Origin of the sequence: uncultured Deefgea sp., assembly GCF_947072475.1 — a bacterium.
GTDB lineage: Bacteria > Pseudomonadota > Gammaproteobacteria > Burkholderiales > Chitinibacteraceae > Deefgea.
Window position 1 is genome coordinate 44249 of sequence record NZ_CAMTIA010000006.1, and the last position, 15443, is coordinate 59691.

Here is a 15443-nt window from a genome sequence, read left to right on the forward strand (position 1 = left end):
TTGACGCGCGCCATTTTATTGGCGCGCCACCGCGCAATACTTTATTTAACAAACAGCCAAGGCTGCGCCGCTTCATGCTGGATTTCAAACGCTTTAATTTTGTCACTATGGGCCAAGGTCAGACCAATTTCGTCCAAACCATTGAGCAAACAATGCTTACGATGCTCGGTCACGTCAAATGCAAACACCTCGCCACTGGGGGTCGTGATAGTTTGCTCAAGCAAATCAATTTTTAAGCGATAACCTTCAGTTTTGGCTTCAGTAAATAGTTGATCAATCACGGCCGCTGGCTGCACGATCGGCAACAAACCATTTTTAAAGCAATTATTAAAGAAAATATCGGCAAAACTGGGCGCAATCAGCGCACAAAAACCGAAATCTTCAATCGCCCATGGCGCATGCTCGCGCGATGAACCACAGCCAAAATTGTCGCGCGCCAAGAGCACTTGTGCACCTTGGTTACGCGGCAAATTCAACTCAAACTCAGGATTGAGTTTACGCTGGCTGTTATCCATTCCCGGCTCGCCGTGGTCAAGATAACGCCATTCATCAAACAGATTAGGCCCAAAGCCTGAGCGTTTGATTGATTTCAAAAATTGCTTAGGGATGATCGCGTCGGTATCGACGTTAGCGCGATCCATCGCGCAGACCAAACCATCTAGTTTAGTAAATGGCTTCATTTTGTTGCCGCCTTATCAATTTCATTACCGACTTTTTTCAAGTCTTTGCCAAAGCCCGACATCGTATTGCATGCCGTTAACGTGAACAATACCAACAACAGGCTTGCGAATAGTTTCATCACGCGCAGCCCCTTATTGCAAAGAGAAGGTGCGAATATCAACAAAATGGCCCGCAATCGCTGCCGCTGCCGCCATCTCAGGGCTCACCAAATGCGTACGCCCACCCTGCCCTTGACGACCTTCAAAATTGCGATTGGACGTAGAGGCACAGCGCTCGCCCGATTCCAAACGGTCGGCATTCATCGCGAGGCACATCGAACAGCCCGGCTCACGCCACTCAAAACCGGCGGCGATAAAGATTTTATCTAGCCCTTCAGCTTCGGCTTGCGCTTTGACTAAACCAGAACCTGGCACAATCAGCACCAGTTTGACGCTATCGGCTTTCTTTTTACCGGCAACAACACCCGCCGCAGCACGTAAATCTTCGATCCGGCTATTGGTACAGGAACCGATAAAGACTTTATCGATCATAATGTCAGTTAGTGGGGTATTCGCCGCCAAGCCCATATACTGCAAGGCGCGCGCGTAACTACCCTGCTTAGTGGCATCGGTTTGCGCCGCAGGATCAGGTACTTTGCCAGAGACGCCGAGCACTTGCTCAGGCGACGTGCCCCAAGTAATTTGCGGCTCAATATCGGCCGCTTGCAACACCACGGTCGCGTCAAATACCGCACCTTGGTCAGAAACGAGATTTTTCCAGTTTTCAACGGCCGCATCCCATTGCGCATCTGTCGGCGCAAAAGGACGACCCTTTAAGTAATCAAAGGTTTTTTGATCTGCGGCGACCATACCCGCACGTGCGCCGGCTTCAATCGCCATATTGCACAGCGTCATACGACCTTCAATCGACAAGGCACGAATCGCTTCACCGCCAAACTCAATCGCAAAGCCCGTACCACCGGCAGTGCCAATTTTGCCAATAATCGCCAAAGCAATGTCTTTGGCCGTTACACCACGGCCAACTTGGCCGTCAACACGCACCAACATAGCTTTGGATTTTTTAGCGACCAGCGTTTGCGTAGCGAGTACATGCTCAACTTCTGAGGTACCAATGCCGTGCGCTAACGCCGCAAATGCACCATGCGTCGACGTATGGCTGTCGCCACAAACCACGGTCATACCCGGCAGGGTCGCGCCATTTTCTGGGCCAACGACGTGCACAATGCCTTGACGAAAATCTTTAAACGGGAAATAAGCTAAAGCGCCATATTTTTTGATATTGGCATCGAGCGTTTCGACTTGTAAGCGAGAAATGGGGTCTTGAATCCCCTTCTCCCATTCATTGGTCGGCGTATTGTGGTCCGCCGTCGCAACGATGGATGAATTACGCCATGGCTGGCGATTGGCCAGTTTCAAGCCTTCAAAAGCTTGCGGGCTCGTCACTTCATGCACCAAATGACGGTCAATATAGATTAAGCAAGTACCGTCGGCTTCTTCATGCACAACGTGGGACTGCCAAAGTTTGTCGTAGAGCGTTTGAGCCATAACAATCATCGCAAAAGAGACTATCGGGGAACTCCCGAAGTTAGCACAGAAGGCATATCGCGACAAGCCGCAATACCCTATTTACCCAACACTCAGCCTCGTTTGTGGTCAAGATAACGTCATTTTAAATCAACCCACCCATCAAAAAACGACAGGTTTAAGAAAGAATCCTTCAAGCAAGACCCATGAGCGTACATCCACATCCACCGCGCTTAAAGCAGCACCCACCCGCATCGCAAACAGAATCGAGTCGCCGCGATGGCCACTCCAGCGAAGACCTAATTCACGCCTTAGCGTACGCAATAACAAAGCCAAGCCCAAATACCCAGCCTATTTCCTCATTCAATCATGCGATGACTTCGATTTATTTTCTCAAGAAAAAAGTGAACGCTATAGCGTATTGCTCGCCAGGGCATGTGAAATCAGCGTAAGCGCGCAATACATCGCGCATTGACTGAATTTTCCACCCGCCGCATGCGCTGAACCTGCTGCCTAACAAAAATAATCGTTTTGCGCGAGTAAATAAGACACCATTAATCATATGGAATAGTGCCGTGTTTCTCACTTTGATGACTTATATGATGAAAGAAAATCTAATCATCATGCAATACAAAGGATTCAACATGACCAAGAAATTCAGCCCGCGCGATATCCGTAAACAATTGGGCATGAACCAGCAAGACTTCTGGAGTCAAATTGGCGTAACGCAAAGTGGCGGTTCGCGCTACGAAAGTGGCCGCAACATGCCCAAGCCCGTTGCCGAATTACTACGCGTGGTGCACATCGAAGGCATTGACCTAGCCAAACTACGCAAAGAAGAAATTCAAGTATTAGAACTTTTACGCAGCGAACGTCCTGAACTGATGAATGAGTTACTACAAAAAGCACAACAAAATGAAGTAGCAAGCCACTAAGCAGTCAGCTTAACGGGCAAGCCCAAAGATCTAATTCGTTCAGCTAAGTGCTGCATCCACACCATGGGTGCAGCACTTAGCTGTGACGCTTCAGCCTGCATCGAAGTACGCGCAATGCCATACAACAACACCCCTTCTAGCTGCACACCCGCCTCTATTTGCTGCGCCAAAAACGTTAAATAGGCCTGCAGTTCTTCCTCCGATGGCAACTGCCCATCCACAGCAAACATGCACGTCTGAATCCATGTTGGGCACAAAGCGGCCGCTTGCGCTAAGCGGCGCACTACTTGTTGCCGATTCAATCGAATTTGATTAACCCATTCATAACCATCCTGTGGCGCTCGATCCACCTTAAACCAAACCTCGCCTTGCAATGACGCCATTTTTTCAAGCGCAAACTGCACATGGGCCTTATCGAGCTGACTGCCATTGGTGATCAGCACGACTTTGATTTTCCCACGCAGCGCAAAGCGATCTAGTGCACGCTCAACAATGGCCACACATTCAGCAAACTGCCCCGAAGTCGTCGGCTCACCATTGCCTGAGAATGCAATATCATTCAATCGGCGCACGCCATCGGGCACCACTCGAAGCATAAAATCGCCGTTGACAATGTCGCCCAGCATCAAATCTAACTCAGACTCCAGTTGCGGCAACGCAATCTCTGGTGCGGAGCCGCGTTGCAAATCAGGCACTTGGCAATACACGCAGCGCCAATTACAGGCATTGTTTGGGTTTAAATTGATGCCGACCGAAACCCCGCCAGCACGGCGAGAAACCACCGGATAAACATACGTCAAACCGGCAATATCACGTCGATGATCATTCACCTGTAGCGGCGCAGTCCATTGTGTTTTAAGCGACATGCTCAGGCGCTCTCACCAATAAAACCGGCGTTTTAGCATGCCGAAGTACGCCCTCAGCCACACTACCCAGCAACAGATGCGTCAAGCCGCCATAGCCATGCGTACCCATGACCAACAACTCGGCATGCCATTTTTCACCCTCATCGACAATCGTGCGGGCAATTTGTCCGCCCCAGATTTCTAGCAAAGCCACATCCACCGTTAAACCCAGCTCTCGTAACTCTTCAGCTCTTGAATCCAGTAAGGCCTGCCCGCCAATGCGCAGCGACGCCTGTAATTGCGGCACGTCCAAAAACTCATTGGCACTCCAAGCAAACTGCGCAAGGTCAATCACATGAATCAACCGAAGTATCGCCCGCTGCTCCCCAGCAAGGCGCTTGGCTTCTTGTAGTGCCGCAGCACTGGTATCACTGTGATCGACTGGCACTAAGATACGTTGATACATAGGGCAAACTCCTCCAAAATAACGACTTTAGCCTTACAAGGTAAAGCTTATTGCAGCAATGCGCTGACACGCTTAAACTCAAAGCAAGATCAATACTTAAAACTAACTATGCCACGAATTAAACTCGACTTACCAGAGTGCAATCTATTTCAGTGCAATATTACGGTTCGAATTACCGATATTAACTATGGCCAGCATTTAGCGCATGATGCCTTACTGGGCTTACTGCACGAAGCTAGGCTGCAATGGCTTGCCAGCCTTGGTTATCGCAGTGAAGTTGACATCGGTGGCGCTGGTTTGATTTTAAGTGATGTCGCCGTTATTTTTTTACACGAAGCCTTTTATGGTGACGTGTTGCAGATTCGCCTTGGGATTGACGAAATCAGTCAAACTCGGTTTGAACTTTATTATGATGTCAGCACCCAAGTACATCCAATTGCTAAAGCAAAAACAACCATGGCCTGTTTTAGCTATACCGAACGAAAAATTACGTCCCTGCCCATCCTTTTTCGGCAGGCGATTAAAAGTCAGGAGCAACAATAGAAATGAAAAAATACCCCAGCAATAGCCCAGAAGCCATGGCACGCATCCTAGTCATGCAAATGATGTGTGACGGTAGCTTTGATCCAGAAGAAATCGAAGAACTAGAGCACTTACGTGCCTATGAAATTCTTGGCATTACCCGCAAAGGCTTCATCCAAGTATTACAAGCTTATTGCGCCGACATTAGCGATGAAGCCGATGAAAACGGCCAGATTCGTTTAATTGATAAGCAACGCATTGACGATCTACTTGAAACCATTGATGAGCCACAAAAACGCCTGCAATTGGCGGCGCTGGCATTGGACATCGCCAAATCAGATCAAGAAATTTGCGATGCCGAACTGGCCGTATTTAGCCGCATGCTGAAAAAATGGCATTTATCGCTGGATGATTTAGCCCTTGCTTTTGGCAACTAAGTACATCCTCTGAGCTCAACGCACCCCTGAGCTCGACCGGATTGCATCGAGCCAGCGCCTTCGTTCATTGACGACAGCACAAGGCGTTGGCGAGGTAAGTCGATCACGAGAATCAAAACCACTGCGGCACTGCGTCGCAAAACTACCGCTCAAAGCGCTACCGGCCTTGAGAATCAGCGACCAATCTCCCAATGCAAAAAGCCAGCTTTAATGCCGTTTTTGACCCACACTGCCAACTATTGATACTAGGCAGTTTACCTGGCGACGCCTCGCTTACCGCAGGGCATTACTACGCCCACCCGAGAAACGCCTTTTGGCCCATCATCAGTCAGCTCATTGACGTCGACTTAACACAACGCCCCTTTGCTGAACGCTACACCCTCATCAAGCAATACGGCATTGCGCTCTGGGATGTGGTGCAACAAGCGAGCCGTGTTGGCAGCCTAGATACAGCGATTCAAGCGCCGCAATTGAACTCGCTACACACTTGGTGCGCCGAGCTCGATCAATTGCAGTTAGTGGCCTTTAACGGCCAAACCGCCGCTCAATATGGCAGCAAACTCATCCCTGGGTATATAAAGCAAATCGTTTTACCATCGAGTAGTCCGGCGTATACCCTGAGTTTCAATCAGAAATGCCATACTTGGCGCACTGCGCTTGCGCCCTATTTAAAAACCTAGCGCTCATCTTTACCTGAAGCCCAAATCGCAAACATCAGCCACATGGCATTCACCAAAGCCACGATAAAACCCAAAAATCCCAACAATGGCATACCAAATAAAGTCGGGCCGGTTTTAATCGTCATGGCAATCGACGAACCAATAATCAAGGCCCCAGTCACAATGCCCATGGTTAAGCGATTGGCACTTTTAGCCAGTAAACTGCCAAAACGATCCAAGCGCTTTAAATCCAAATCGACCTTCAAACTCCCGCGCCTCGCTTGCTTGATCAATTTACCAATATCACTGGGCAAACCGGACAACACACTGAAGGCTTCAAACACATTGTCTTTGCCGGTTTTAAGCCAAGCTTTAGGACTCAAGCGCTCAAGAATGACTTCTTTTACAAAAGGCGTCAGATGCGGCACCATTTTAAAATCCGGATCAAGCTGCCGTCCCAAGCCTTCCAAGGTGATCAGCGCCTTAAACAGCAGCGTCAAATCCGATGGCAATGTGATTTCATGGTCGCGCATAATGACGGCAACATCGTTGAGCATATGCCCAAAAGGAACGTCTTTTAGCGGTAGATTTTCGTAATTAAACATAAAATCGGCAATATCACTGGCCAATTTAGTTTCATCCACTAAGGTGTCACCCGTCCACTCCAGCAACACATTCAAAATGCCGTGCTCATCACGCTGAGCTAATGCCGCCAATAAATCGACGATTTGATCGCGTCGTGGCCGAGGCAATCGCCCCACCATGCCAAAGTCTAAAAAGGCAATCCGGTTGCCCGGCAAATACTTCACATTCCCCGGGTGCGGGTCCGCATGAAAATAGCCATCAATCAGCACCATTTTGAGTACCGCATCCGCGCCACGTGCCGCCAATATGGTTCGATCCATACCCGCAGCATCGACCGCAGCTAAATCATTGCCCGCAATGCCGCCAATATAGCTTTGCACGTTCAAGCTCTCGCCAGTCCATTGCCACCAAATGCGCGGAATTTCAATATCGTCATGCCCAGCAAAATTTTGTACGAAGCGCTCTAAATTGCGCGCTTCAGTCGACAAATTAAGCTCTCGACGAATTGACTTGGCAAACTCATCGACAATGCGCACCGGCTGATAGCGGCGCAAATCAGGAAATTCAAATTCGGCCAAACTGGCGACATGCCGCAAAATACGTAAATCGGCCTCAATTTTGGCGATAATCCCTGGGCGACGGATTTTAAGCACCACCTCAGTGCCATCTTGCAATTGCGCTCGATGCACTTGGGCAATCGATGCCGAGCCGACCGGGATAGGATCTAAAGCCTTAAAAATCACATGCGGATCATCGCCTAATAATTGCTGTAATTCGGGCAATAAAACGGCAAAATCCAAAGGCGGCACTTCACTTTGTAGTTTTTCAAATTCAGCAATCCAATCCGGGGTAAACATATCCACCCGAGTGGCCAAAACCTGCCCCAATTTGATGAATGTCGGCCCCAATTGCTCTAATGCTTTTCGCACCCGTACGGCAGGCTCTAACAACTCAACTTCATGCTCGCCGGGCAAATGCAAAGCATCACTAGCGCGTTCTATGCCTTTGTTCAAGCCTAATTTTTGCACCAAATTGCCAAGACCATAGCGAATTAAAATCGCTACAATCTCCCTCACTCGAGGTAAATCTCTGACAACAGTGAACGTTTCTTTCAGCATTAAGTCTTATTTCCTTAAATCAAACCAATAAAATTCGGAATTTTTCAATTTTATGCTTTACAGCCCGATTGCACATCCGTACAGTTCCTGCCCATGAAATGGATCATCATTCTAACCACACTTTTAAGCTTGAGCGCACAATCTGTCTATGCCGACGAGGAAATGCCGATTGGCGAAGTTGCGACCCCAAGTAGCTGGGGCAGCAAGCCTAGCGGCAATTCGGCGAGCAAGGCGAAGCGCAACAAAAAACCCACCGACAAACTGACAGAAAAACAAGCTGACTATACACCGGCTCAGGATTTACTTTTGTCGGCGATGAGCTTAATTGGCGTGAAATACACTTGGGGCGGCAACACCCCAGAGTCCGGACTCGATTGCAGCGGATTTATTCGCTATGTATTTCAAAATTCGATGAATTTAACCTTGCCGCGCACCGCCTTTGAAATGGCGCAAAAAGGCAAAACCATTGATAAAGCAGAATTAAAACCGGGCGATTTGGTTTTTTTCAATACCTTAGGCAGAACGTTCTCTCACGTTGGCATTTATCTGGGTGACAATCGATTCATTCATTCACCCCGTGCAGGGCGCAGCGTTGAAGTGGCCAATATGGGCATTAACTATTGGACCTCGCGCTTTACCGGTGCGCGGCGAATGGCCGATGGCGGCAATACAGAGGGCTTAAACGTCAACGCCATGCTGGCTGCCAGCAGCAATGAAAACAAACGCAGCGCCGTAGCAACGACCGCAGTCAGCAGTGGCAGCAAGCGGGTGTGTAAAAAAGTGGTGACCGGCAAAGGTAAGAATAGAAAAACAGTGACGCAATGCTCAACGGTTAGCAGTAAGCCAAGTACGGCACAAGTTCGTACGACAAAAGCACAAAAAAGCACCGTTACCAGCCGAAAAACCAGTAGCAAAAAAGTAACCGCAACTAAAAAAGTGACGACGGCAAAAAAAACCACCAGCAAAACCACCAACAAAACCGCCACTAAAACACCGCGTAAAGCCGTCGCTAAAACCAGTACGGCCAAACCGAAAACAAGCAGTCAAAATAAAAAATAATTCATTTCGCCCACAAAAAAGCCATTCAAAACGAATGGCTTTTTTTATTTTTTTGCGTTTAAGCATCAAAATCTTTAGCGGGCACAATCACCAAGCCTGCTCGCAAACCCGGTGGCACATCGGGATTCGGGAAAATAATCCGCGCGTTAGCTTCTTCAACAATAAATGCCTCACCCTGATCTTCCGCCAAAACCAAACCTTGCGCTAAAGGCGTGAAGTTATCGGTTTTAGCATCAATGGCAAATTTAAAATCATTGGTTTTTTTAATCACTTCACGCGAAACACGGAATACTTGCACCTGTTCCGGCACGAGATCTGGCGTTGGTAACTCGCCTTGAATTAATTGCTGCAAATAGCTCGCCATTTTAGATAAATCGATTTGCTGATTTTCGCCAAATGGACGCGCACTGCCCAATTCAATGGTAAATGCCGCAGCATTACAATGTCGGCTGGAAAAAAACGAGAAGGTACTCGATACCGTCGATTGCAATAACACCGTATCGACCCCCGCCAATGACAAACGCGCGATTTCAACCCTAGAGAAAGCATTGCCCGGCTTAGGCAGCGGATAAATTGCGAATTTTTCAATCAAAGAGCCATGAATTGCGGTATGTAAATCGTAATGAAAGCGTGGCTTTTTGGCTGGCGCATTAGCTTGAAAAAACCGCATGATATGCATTTCTAGCATGGCGGCGCGTCTTTTTTCTACGCCATCTTCAACTTCGGGCGTACGAGAAAAGAGTCGATTCATGTCTTCTTCAACAAACCGACAACCTGATCGCAACGCCGCCACATTGCCAAAAATAAACAGCACGCGCGCGCGCACTTTAATCGCCCCCAACATGATTTGCTCAATCAATTGGTCGACCAATTCAACCGGCGCAGTCTCATTGCCATGAATGCCGCAAGAAATCACCAGATCTAATGCCGTGTTGTCGATGTCTTGCGGCTCAAAGCGAATCACCCCCTCATCCATAACCTGTACGCCAGCCCCAGTTGGCAAGCAGTACGGCAAGGCGATGGCGGTATTTCCTGATAATGTTTCTTGTAAAAAACGACTCATTTGCACTTAACCCAAGGGAAACCGATAATGGTGAGCTAATTTTAGCAGGATCAGCCCATGACACGGGCGTTCTTAAACATCCACGCCTTGCATCTGAAACGGATAAATCGAGCCTAATTGCAAAATCTGCGTCAATTCATCCAATGCACTACGCACTTCAATTAAAAAATCTGGGTCAAGCAAGTCGGTCTCAACTAAACGATCACGGTAGTGCCGCGCAACCCATTGCGTCAGCCGTGCATACAGCGCGTCGTTCATCCACACCCCAGCATTGACTGCTTTGGCCTCAGTGTCGTTTAAAGCCACTCGTAAGCGCAAACAAGCGGGGCCGCCGCCATTTTGCATGCTTTGCTTTAAGTCATACACCAGCAACTCATTAATCGGGCCACCAGCAGCTTGCAATGCTTGCAAATAAGCCCAGACCGCAGGCGTATTACGACATTCTTCAGGAATGACCAAACGCTGACTGCCATCGGATTTGGCCAGCAATTGGCTATTAAACAAATACGACTTCACCGCGTCAGCCACGCTCACAACATTGCGCGGCACTTCAATAATGTGTAACTGCCCGGCCATTTTGGCCGTCAACTCGGCATACACTTGATCAGAGGCTAAAAACGCATCTTGATGACAAAACAACACGTTTTGATTGCCCACCGCAATCACATCATTATGAAATACCCCGGCATCAATCACTGCGGGATTTTGCTGCGCCAACACCGTGTGACTGGCGGCTAAACCATGCCGACGAATCACCGCCTCGCTCGCTTCTCGAGTTTGTCTGGCCGGATAGCGCTGCGGCGCAATTGCGCCGCCCCAATGCTGACGGCCATAGACAAAAAACTCCACCCCTTGATCGGCATAGTCATGACACAGCCGAGTATGATTGGCCGCGCCTTCATCCCCTAAAGCCGCAAGCATCGGCAACGCGTCGTGCACCATAAAATGCTGCGAATCCGCGAAAATGCTTTTTAGCGTGCGAGCGGTTTGTTTGTGCTCAATGGCGCGGTGAAATTTATTTTGTAAGTTCGCCACCGTAAAATGCACCCGGCCATCTTGCGTATCGGCTGATGGGCTGACTGTCGCCGCATTGGCAGTCCACATCGAAGACGCCGAACTCAATGAAGACAAAAAACCAGCAGGGGTATTACCCATAGCAGCAATGATTTCGGCGTCGCTACCCGTATACCCCAGGTCGCGCAACATCCACAATGCCGGCCGCTCTTGCGGCGGCAATACGCCTTGGCGATAGCCTAAATCGGCCAAGGCTTTCATTTTGGCCAAGCCTTGCAATGCCGCTTCGCGCGGATTGGCCACTTGATTGGCATTGCCCGTGGATGCCACATTGCCAAACGAGTGACCGCCATAATGATGCGTTGGCCCTACCAAACCATCAAAATTGGCTTCAAATGCTCGTACTGAACTCATAAAGTCATCCCCACTGGCAATTGAGCCGGCAATTGCAATTGCTCAGCCTCAATCGAGGCCACCGGATAGGCGCAATAATCGGCGGCATAATACGCACTCGCCCGATGATTACCCGAAGCGCCAATGCCACCAAATGGCGCGGCACTGGATGCACCGGTTAACGGTTTATTCCAATTCACAATGCCAGCGCGCGACGCACGCCAAAAATAGTCATATTGCGACCGTGAGTCGGACAATAAACCCGCCGCCAAGCCAAACTGCGTGCGATTGGCCAGCACCAGCGCCTGATCAAAATCGGCATAGCGCTGCACTTGCAGCAAAGGACCAAAATATTCTTCATCCGGTAGATCAACCACATCGCTGACATCTAAGATGCCTGGCGACAATAAGGCGGTATTTGGCATCAGCCGTTGCATAGCCAATAAAGTGTGCGCGCCTTGGGCTTGCAAACGCTGCTGCGCCGCCAGCATGGCATCGGCCGCCGCCAGCGAAATCACCGCCCCCATAAAGGGCTGGGCTGGCGCATCCCAAGGACCGACTTGTAAAGCAGCAGTCACCGTAATCAGGCGAGCAATAAACGCATCACCCCACGCACCAACCGGCAACAGCAAACGCCGCGCGCAGGTACAACGTTGACCCGCAGAAATAAACGCCGACTGAATCACATGATGGATTGCCGCATCAACGTCACTGACTTCTTCCACCACTAAAGGATTATTGCCACCCATTTCTAGCGCCAAAATTTTATGTGGCGCACCGGCAAATTGGCGATGTAAGGCATAGCCAGTATGGGCACTACCGGTAAAGTACAAGCCATCTAAATCGGGATTGGCCGCCAAAGCGACGCCGGTTTCACGCCCACCTTGTAGCACATTGAGTACGCCTGCGGGTAAGCCCGCTGCAATCCATAGCTCAGCGGTTTTTTGCGCAGTCATCGGCGCCAATTCAGACGGTTTAAATACCACGCAATTGCCTGCTAACAGCGCTGGCACAATATGGCCATTGGGTAAATGACCCGGGAAATTATACGGACCAAATACCGCCACCACGCCATGCGGCCGATGGCGCAACACCGCTTGCGCGTCACCTTGCTGCGCTTCTTTATAGCCGGTTCGCTCCTCGTAACTTTTGATCGAAATCTCGATTTTATTGACCATGGTTGCCACTTCGGTCAACGCTTCCCAGCGCGGCTTACCCGTTTCAATACCAATCACATCGGCCAAACTGGCCTGATTGGCTTTTAATAGTTCAGCAAAATTGCGAATCAAGGCCGCACGCTCGGCAAATTGCAGATCACGCCAAGCAATAAACGCGGCACGTGCAGCACAAACCGCCTCCTTCACGTCATCTTCATTGGCAGCAGCACCTTGCCAAACAATGTCTTGCGTTACTGGATTGCGCGAAGAAAAAACCTCACCACGGCCAGACAGCCAATGCCCATGAATTAATTGCATACTTTTTCCTTTAAACCTTTGCGGACAAAGGCACAGCACGAACAGTCGCGTCATGCGTTAAATTTAAGCGTTTTAATACTTCGCTAGTCAGCGGCAAGACGCCATCTTGGGGCAAAGACACCGCTAAAGTGACTCTAAAATCAGTCAGGCTTCGATTACTCACTAACCAAACTGAGCCATCAATCGGCTCGGTGGCGACGGGCAAAACGGAAAATACGGCGCTGTCTTTGATGGCACGAATATCGGCTAAGCTGCACTCCAAGCTTGGACCGGCATCAAAAATATCGACATAGCCTTGATAGCGAAAGCCTTCGGACTCCAGCAAAGCACGGGCCGGCTCAGTGGCCGGATGCACGTGCCCCAAGGCGGCCCGAGCTTCATCCGATAAAAAGCAGGTATAAATTGGATGCTTAGGCATCAGTTCTGCGATAAACGACTTGCTGCCGACGTAAGACATAAAATATGCATAAGAAAAATCCATCGTAAAAAAATGCCGACCTAAGCTTTCCCAAAATGGCGAACGCCCAGTTTCATCCGAAACGCCGCGCATTTCTGCAATCACTCGCTCAGAAAACCGCTCTGGGAACTCAGCCATAAACAAAAAGCGACTTTTCGACAGCAAAGCGCCATTACCATTGCGGCGATATGCGGGCTTTAAAAATAAGGAGCACAGCTCGCTTGAGCCGGTTAAATCGGAAGTCAAAAATAACGTAGGTAGTTGCTTATAGATTTGCATTTCGCGTGATGCATGCACCGACAGTCCGACGCGGTAGTTGTACCAAGTGTCATGCATGCCCAAAGCAGCCTCAACGCCGCAAATGCCGACAATTTGTTGACTATCGTCGTCCTCAAGCACGAATAAATAGCTGGCATCGGCCAAGTCAAGTTGACCATGCAGACTTAAATTACTGGTTTGAATGCGCGCACTTAAGCGCTCAGGATTGGGCTGTAACGTTGTAACGCCTACACCCGCGGTCGCTGCCAAAGCAAGGAGCGCCTCTAGATCTGCGGGGACGATCGGGCGTATTAACATGGTCTTCAACTAAAAATGGAATATAACCAATGTAGCAAAGTGTTGAAAAACCGCGTATCGGTACTATCCCCATTGAATCCTTAAGCGGAGTAAGCACTCACTGATGGTCTACATCAAGGTGCGCGCCCCTTCAAAGCGCGGAGCAAAGTAAACATTTTTTAGTGATTCAATCCGAACTCGACCATTACTGGACGGCGCATGAATAAATTTTTCATCGCCAAGATAGATACCAACGTGTGAAAAAGAACGATCGGTGGTTTTAAAAAACACCAAATCACCCGCCCGCATTTCAGACTGACTCACCGGCCTTGCGGCGGCTGCCATGGCCGCAGCGGTACGTGGCAGCGTAACACCGAGGGCGTTTTTATACACCAGCAAGACCAAGCCGCTGCAATCTAAACCCGCTTCTGGATTGGTGCCGCCAAACTGGTATTGCGTTTCGAGTAAGCCCAGGGCATACATCACCACTTCGCGCCCTGCCCCTTCCACTTGAATATTAGCCAGCGAGGGTATTGGCTTGGCAGGCTTATGTTTCGCTGGTTTGGTGGAGGTACACCCAGTTAGTATAAAAAACCCACAGAGTAAAGAGATCGCAAATTTAATCATCCACGAGCACTCGAACATGTTCTGTCACACTGCGCGCCAACGCCGATAAATCATAGCCACCTTCGAGCATCGACACGATGCGCTGCTCACTGTAGCGCGCCGCGACTTTCATTAACTGCTGCGTCACCCAAGCATAATCGGCCTCAACCAAGCCCATCGAGCCCATTTCATCCTCCAGATGCGCATCAAAACCGGCCGAGATCAAAATCAATTGCGGCTTAAATTCGTTGAGTAAGGGTAACCATTGCTGGGTGACCACTTCACGAAACTCGGCACTTTTGGTCGCTCGTGGCATCGCAATATTGTGCATATTCTCCGCCATCGGCACATCCCCTGAATAAGGGAAAAACGGATGCTGAAAAATACTCACCATCAAAGCGCGAGGTTCATCCCATAAGCAGTCTTCAGTCCCATTGCCATGGTGCACATCAAAATCCACAATGGCCACCCGCTCTAAGCCATACACGGCCATCGCGTGCTTGGCGGCAATCGCGACATTACTTAAAAAACAAAACCCAAAAGCTTTTTCTTTTTCTGCATGATGCCCCGGTGGACGAATCGCACAAAAGGCGTTTTGCGCCTTGCCTTGCATCACCAAATCCACCGCTTGAATCCCGGCGCCAGCGCCATGATAAGCCGCATTGATCGTGTAAGGATTTAACACCGTATCGGGCTCTAAATGCACATGCCCTTGCGCGGGACTGGCAACGGCCAAACGATCTAAATAGGCCGCCGGATGCACCCGCAACAACTGCTCACGCGTCGCTGCTTGCGCTGTCACATGCAATAAATAATCCCAAATACCCGCAGAGATCAAGCGATCTTGAATCGCCGCCAATCGCTCAGGACATTCAGGATGACCTTGCCCCATTTCATGCATCACACACGATGGATGACTAATATATGCCGTTGCACCACAGGAACCGACCACAGAAATTGCCCCTTGTTGACTATATTCATCTTGCTTTTTATATGAAAAACAAATGCTGATCACATCGATCTATGTTTGCTCAACATGTTCTTTATCGT

18 protein-coding genes are annotated in these 15443 nt (G+C 49.4%); 5 read left to right on the top strand and 13 right to left on the bottom strand.

Annotated features, from left to right (window positions below):
- Positions 1 to 41 precede the first annotated feature (41 nt).
- From leuD to Q0V82_RS03820, 4 genes are all read right to left on the bottom strand, one after another.
- The gene (gene leuD / locus Q0V82_RS03805; RefSeq protein ID WP_297572848.1) at positions 42 to 680 is read right to left on the bottom strand and encodes a 3-isopropylmalate dehydratase small subunit; all 639 of its coding nucleotides are present in this window, start codon (positions 678 to 680) and stop codon (positions 42 to 44) included.
- Positions 677 to 799 carry an entericidin A/B family lipoprotein gene (locus tag Q0V82_RS03810; RefSeq protein WP_297572850.1) on the bottom strand — a complete coding sequence of 41 codons (123 nt, stop codon included), beginning with the start codon at positions 797 to 799 and terminating at the stop codon, positions 677 to 679. Before Q0V82_RS03810 ends, leuD begins: the two co-directional genes overlap by 4 nt.
- A gap of 13 nt (positions 800 to 812) precedes the next feature.
- A complete protein-coding gene (leuC, locus tag Q0V82_RS03815; protein ID WP_374758522.1) occupies positions 813 to 2225 on the bottom strand; it encodes a 3-isopropylmalate dehydratase large subunit in 1413 nt (470 codons plus the stop codon).
- 141 nt (positions 2226 to 2366) lie between these two features.
- A complete protein-coding gene (locus Q0V82_RS03820; protein ID WP_297572854.1) occupies positions 2367 to 2540 on the bottom strand; it encodes a hypothetical protein in 174 nt (57 codons plus the stop codon).
- Positions 2541 to 2848: 308 nt separating this feature from the next.
- On the opposite strand from Q0V82_RS03820, the gene Q0V82_RS03825 reads away from it, so the two are divergent.
- Positions 2849 to 3139, top strand: a complete 291-nt coding sequence (locus Q0V82_RS03825; RefSeq protein WP_297572855.1) for a DNA-binding transcriptional regulator — start codon at positions 2849 to 2851, stop codon at positions 3137 to 3139.
- Here the strand turns inward: Q0V82_RS03825 and Q0V82_RS03830 are convergent.
- Positions 3136 to 4005, bottom strand: coding sequence for a radical SAM protein (locus Q0V82_RS03830; RefSeq protein ID WP_297572857.1), 870 nt, complete (start codon positions 4003 to 4005; stop codon positions 3136 to 3138). The two genes, Q0V82_RS03825 and Q0V82_RS03830, sit on opposite strands and share 4 nt — an antisense overlap.
- The gene (locus Q0V82_RS03835; protein ID WP_297572858.1) at positions 3995 to 4450 is read right to left on the bottom strand and encodes a universal stress protein; all 456 of its coding nucleotides are present in this window, start codon (positions 4448 to 4450) and stop codon (positions 3995 to 3997) included. The genes Q0V82_RS03830 and Q0V82_RS03835 overlap by 11 nt, the downstream gene beginning before the upstream one ends.
- A gap of 108 nt (positions 4451 to 4558) precedes the next feature.
- Here Q0V82_RS03835 and Q0V82_RS03840 point away from each other — a divergent pair, with 108 nt between their 5' ends.
- The 3 genes from Q0V82_RS03840 to Q0V82_RS03850 all read left to right on the top strand — a co-directional run bounded on the left by Q0V82_RS03840 (position 4559) and on the right by Q0V82_RS03850 (position 6089).
- Positions 4559 to 4993, top strand: coding sequence for a thioesterase family protein (locus Q0V82_RS03840; protein WP_297572860.1), 435 nt, complete (start codon positions 4559 to 4561; stop codon positions 4991 to 4993).
- Between the two features lie 2 nt (positions 4994 to 4995).
- Positions 4996 to 5409, top strand: coding sequence for a hypothetical protein (locus tag Q0V82_RS03845; protein ID WP_226763071.1), 414 nt, complete (start codon positions 4996 to 4998; stop codon positions 5407 to 5409).
- Positions 5410 to 5600: 191 nt separating this feature from the next.
- Complete coding sequence (locus Q0V82_RS03850) at positions 5601 to 6089, top strand: DNA-deoxyinosine glycosylase (RefSeq protein WP_297572863.1); 489 nt, start codon at positions 5601 to 5603, stop codon at positions 6087 to 6089.
- On the opposite strand, the gene Q0V82_RS03855 is transcribed toward Q0V82_RS03850, so the two are convergent.
- Positions 6086 to 7771 (bottom strand): AarF/ABC1/UbiB kinase family protein, encoded by a 1686-nt coding sequence (locus Q0V82_RS03855; RefSeq protein WP_297572865.1) that lies wholly within the window; start codon positions 7769 to 7771, stop codon positions 6086 to 6088. The two genes, Q0V82_RS03850 and Q0V82_RS03855, sit on opposite strands and share 4 nt — an antisense overlap.
- Before the next feature lie 93 nt (positions 7772 to 7864).
- On the opposite strand from Q0V82_RS03855, the gene Q0V82_RS03860 reads away from it, so the two are divergent.
- Positions 7865 to 8830 (top strand): C40 family peptidase, encoded by a 966-nt coding sequence (locus Q0V82_RS03860; protein WP_297572867.1) that lies wholly within the window; start codon positions 7865 to 7867, stop codon positions 8828 to 8830.
- Positions 8831 to 8888: 58 nt separating this feature from the next.
- Here the strand turns inward: Q0V82_RS03860 and astE are convergent, their stop codons facing one another.
- The 6 genes from astE to Q0V82_RS03890 form a co-directional block, all read right to left on the bottom strand.
- Positions 8889 to 9893, bottom strand: a complete 1005-nt coding sequence (gene astE, locus Q0V82_RS03865) for a succinylglutamate desuccinylase (protein ID WP_297572869.1) — start codon at positions 9891 to 9893, stop codon at positions 8889 to 8891.
- A 72-nt stretch (positions 9894 to 9965) separates the two neighbouring features.
- Positions 9966 to 11321, bottom strand: coding sequence for an N-succinylarginine dihydrolase (gene astB / locus Q0V82_RS03870; protein ID WP_297572871.1), 1356 nt, complete (start codon positions 11319 to 11321; stop codon positions 9966 to 9968).
- Positions 11318 to 12775 carry a succinylglutamate-semialdehyde dehydrogenase gene (gene astD / locus Q0V82_RS03875; RefSeq protein ID WP_297572873.1) on the bottom strand — a complete coding sequence of 486 codons (1458 nt, stop codon included), beginning with the start codon at positions 12773 to 12775 and terminating at the stop codon, positions 11318 to 11320. The genes astB and astD overlap by 4 nt, the downstream gene beginning before the upstream one ends.
- A gap of 10 nt (positions 12776 to 12785) precedes the next feature.
- Positions 12786 to 13808 carry an arginine N-succinyltransferase gene (astA, locus tag Q0V82_RS03880; RefSeq protein WP_297572875.1) on the bottom strand — a complete coding sequence of 341 codons (1023 nt, stop codon included), beginning with the start codon at positions 13806 to 13808 and terminating at the stop codon, positions 12786 to 12788.
- A 108-nt stretch (positions 13809 to 13916) separates the two neighbouring features.
- On the bottom strand, positions 13917 to 14414 hold the full coding sequence (locus tag Q0V82_RS03885; RefSeq protein WP_297572877.1) for a C40 family peptidase: 498 nt from the start codon (positions 14412 to 14414) through the stop codon (positions 13917 to 13919).
- Entirely contained in the window at positions 14407 to 15345 is a 939-nt protein-coding gene (locus Q0V82_RS03890) for a histone deacetylase family protein (RefSeq protein WP_308445214.1), read from the bottom strand. The genes Q0V82_RS03885 and Q0V82_RS03890 overlap by 8 nt, the downstream gene beginning before the upstream one ends.
- Positions 15346 to 15443: the final 98 nt, after the last annotated feature.

What these genes read in the sequence shown, in the direction of transcription:
- leuD (WP_297572848.1), bottom strand. Translation starts at nt 680, where the DNA reads ATGAAGCCATTTACTAAACTAGATGGTTTGGTCTGCGCGATGGATCGC.
- Q0V82_RS03810 (WP_297572850.1), bottom strand. Translation starts at nt 799, where the DNA reads ATGAAACTATTCGCAAGCCTGTTGTTGGTATTGTTCACGTTAACGGCA.
- leuC (WP_374758522.1), bottom strand. Translation starts at nt 2,225, where the DNA reads ATGGCTCAAACGCTCTACGACAAACTTTGGCAGTCCCACGTTGTGCAT.
- Q0V82_RS03825 (WP_297572855.1), top strand. Translation starts at nt 2,849, where the DNA reads ATGACCAAGAAATTCAGCCCGCGCGATATCCGTAAACAATTGGGCATG.
- Q0V82_RS03830 (WP_297572857.1), bottom strand. Translation starts at nt 4,005, where the DNA reads ATGTCGCTTAAAACACAATGGACTGCGCCGCTACAGGTGAATGATCAT.
- Q0V82_RS03835 (WP_297572858.1), bottom strand. Translation starts at nt 4,450, where the DNA reads ATGTATCAACGTATCTTAGTGCCAGTCGATCACAGTGATACCAGTGCT.
- Q0V82_RS03840 (WP_297572860.1), top strand. Translation starts at nt 4,559, where the DNA reads ATGCCACGAATTAAACTCGACTTACCAGAGTGCAATCTATTTCAGTGC.
- Q0V82_RS03845 (WP_226763071.1), top strand. Translation starts at nt 4,996, where the DNA reads ATGAAAAAATACCCCAGCAATAGCCCAGAAGCCATGGCACGCATCCTA.
- Q0V82_RS03850 (WP_297572863.1), top strand. Translation starts at nt 5,601, where the DNA reads ATGCAAAAAGCCAGCTTTAATGCCGTTTTTGACCCACACTGCCAACTA.
- Q0V82_RS03855 (WP_297572865.1), bottom strand. Translation starts at nt 7,771, where the DNA reads ATGCTGAAAGAAACGTTCACTGTTGTCAGAGATTTACCTCGAGTGAGG.
- Q0V82_RS03860 (WP_297572867.1), top strand. Translation starts at nt 7,865, where the DNA reads ATGAAATGGATCATCATTCTAACCACACTTTTAAGCTTGAGCGCACAA.
- astE (WP_297572869.1), bottom strand. Translation starts at nt 9,893, where the DNA reads ATGAGTCGTTTTTTACAAGAAACATTATCAGGAAATACCGCCATCGCC.
- astB (WP_297572871.1), bottom strand. Translation starts at nt 11,321, where the DNA reads ATGAGTTCAGTACGAGCATTTGAAGCCAATTTTGATGGTTTGGTAGGG.
- astD (WP_297572873.1), bottom strand. Translation starts at nt 12,775, where the DNA reads ATGCAATTAATTCATGGGCATTGGCTGTCTGGCCGTGGTGAGGTTTTT.
- astA (WP_297572875.1), bottom strand. Translation starts at nt 13,808, where the DNA reads ATGTTAATACGCCCGATCGTCCCCGCAGATCTAGAGGCGCTCCTTGCT.
- Q0V82_RS03885 (WP_297572877.1), bottom strand. Translation starts at nt 14,414, where the DNA reads ATGATTAAATTTGCGATCTCTTTACTCTGTGGGTTTTTTATACTAACT.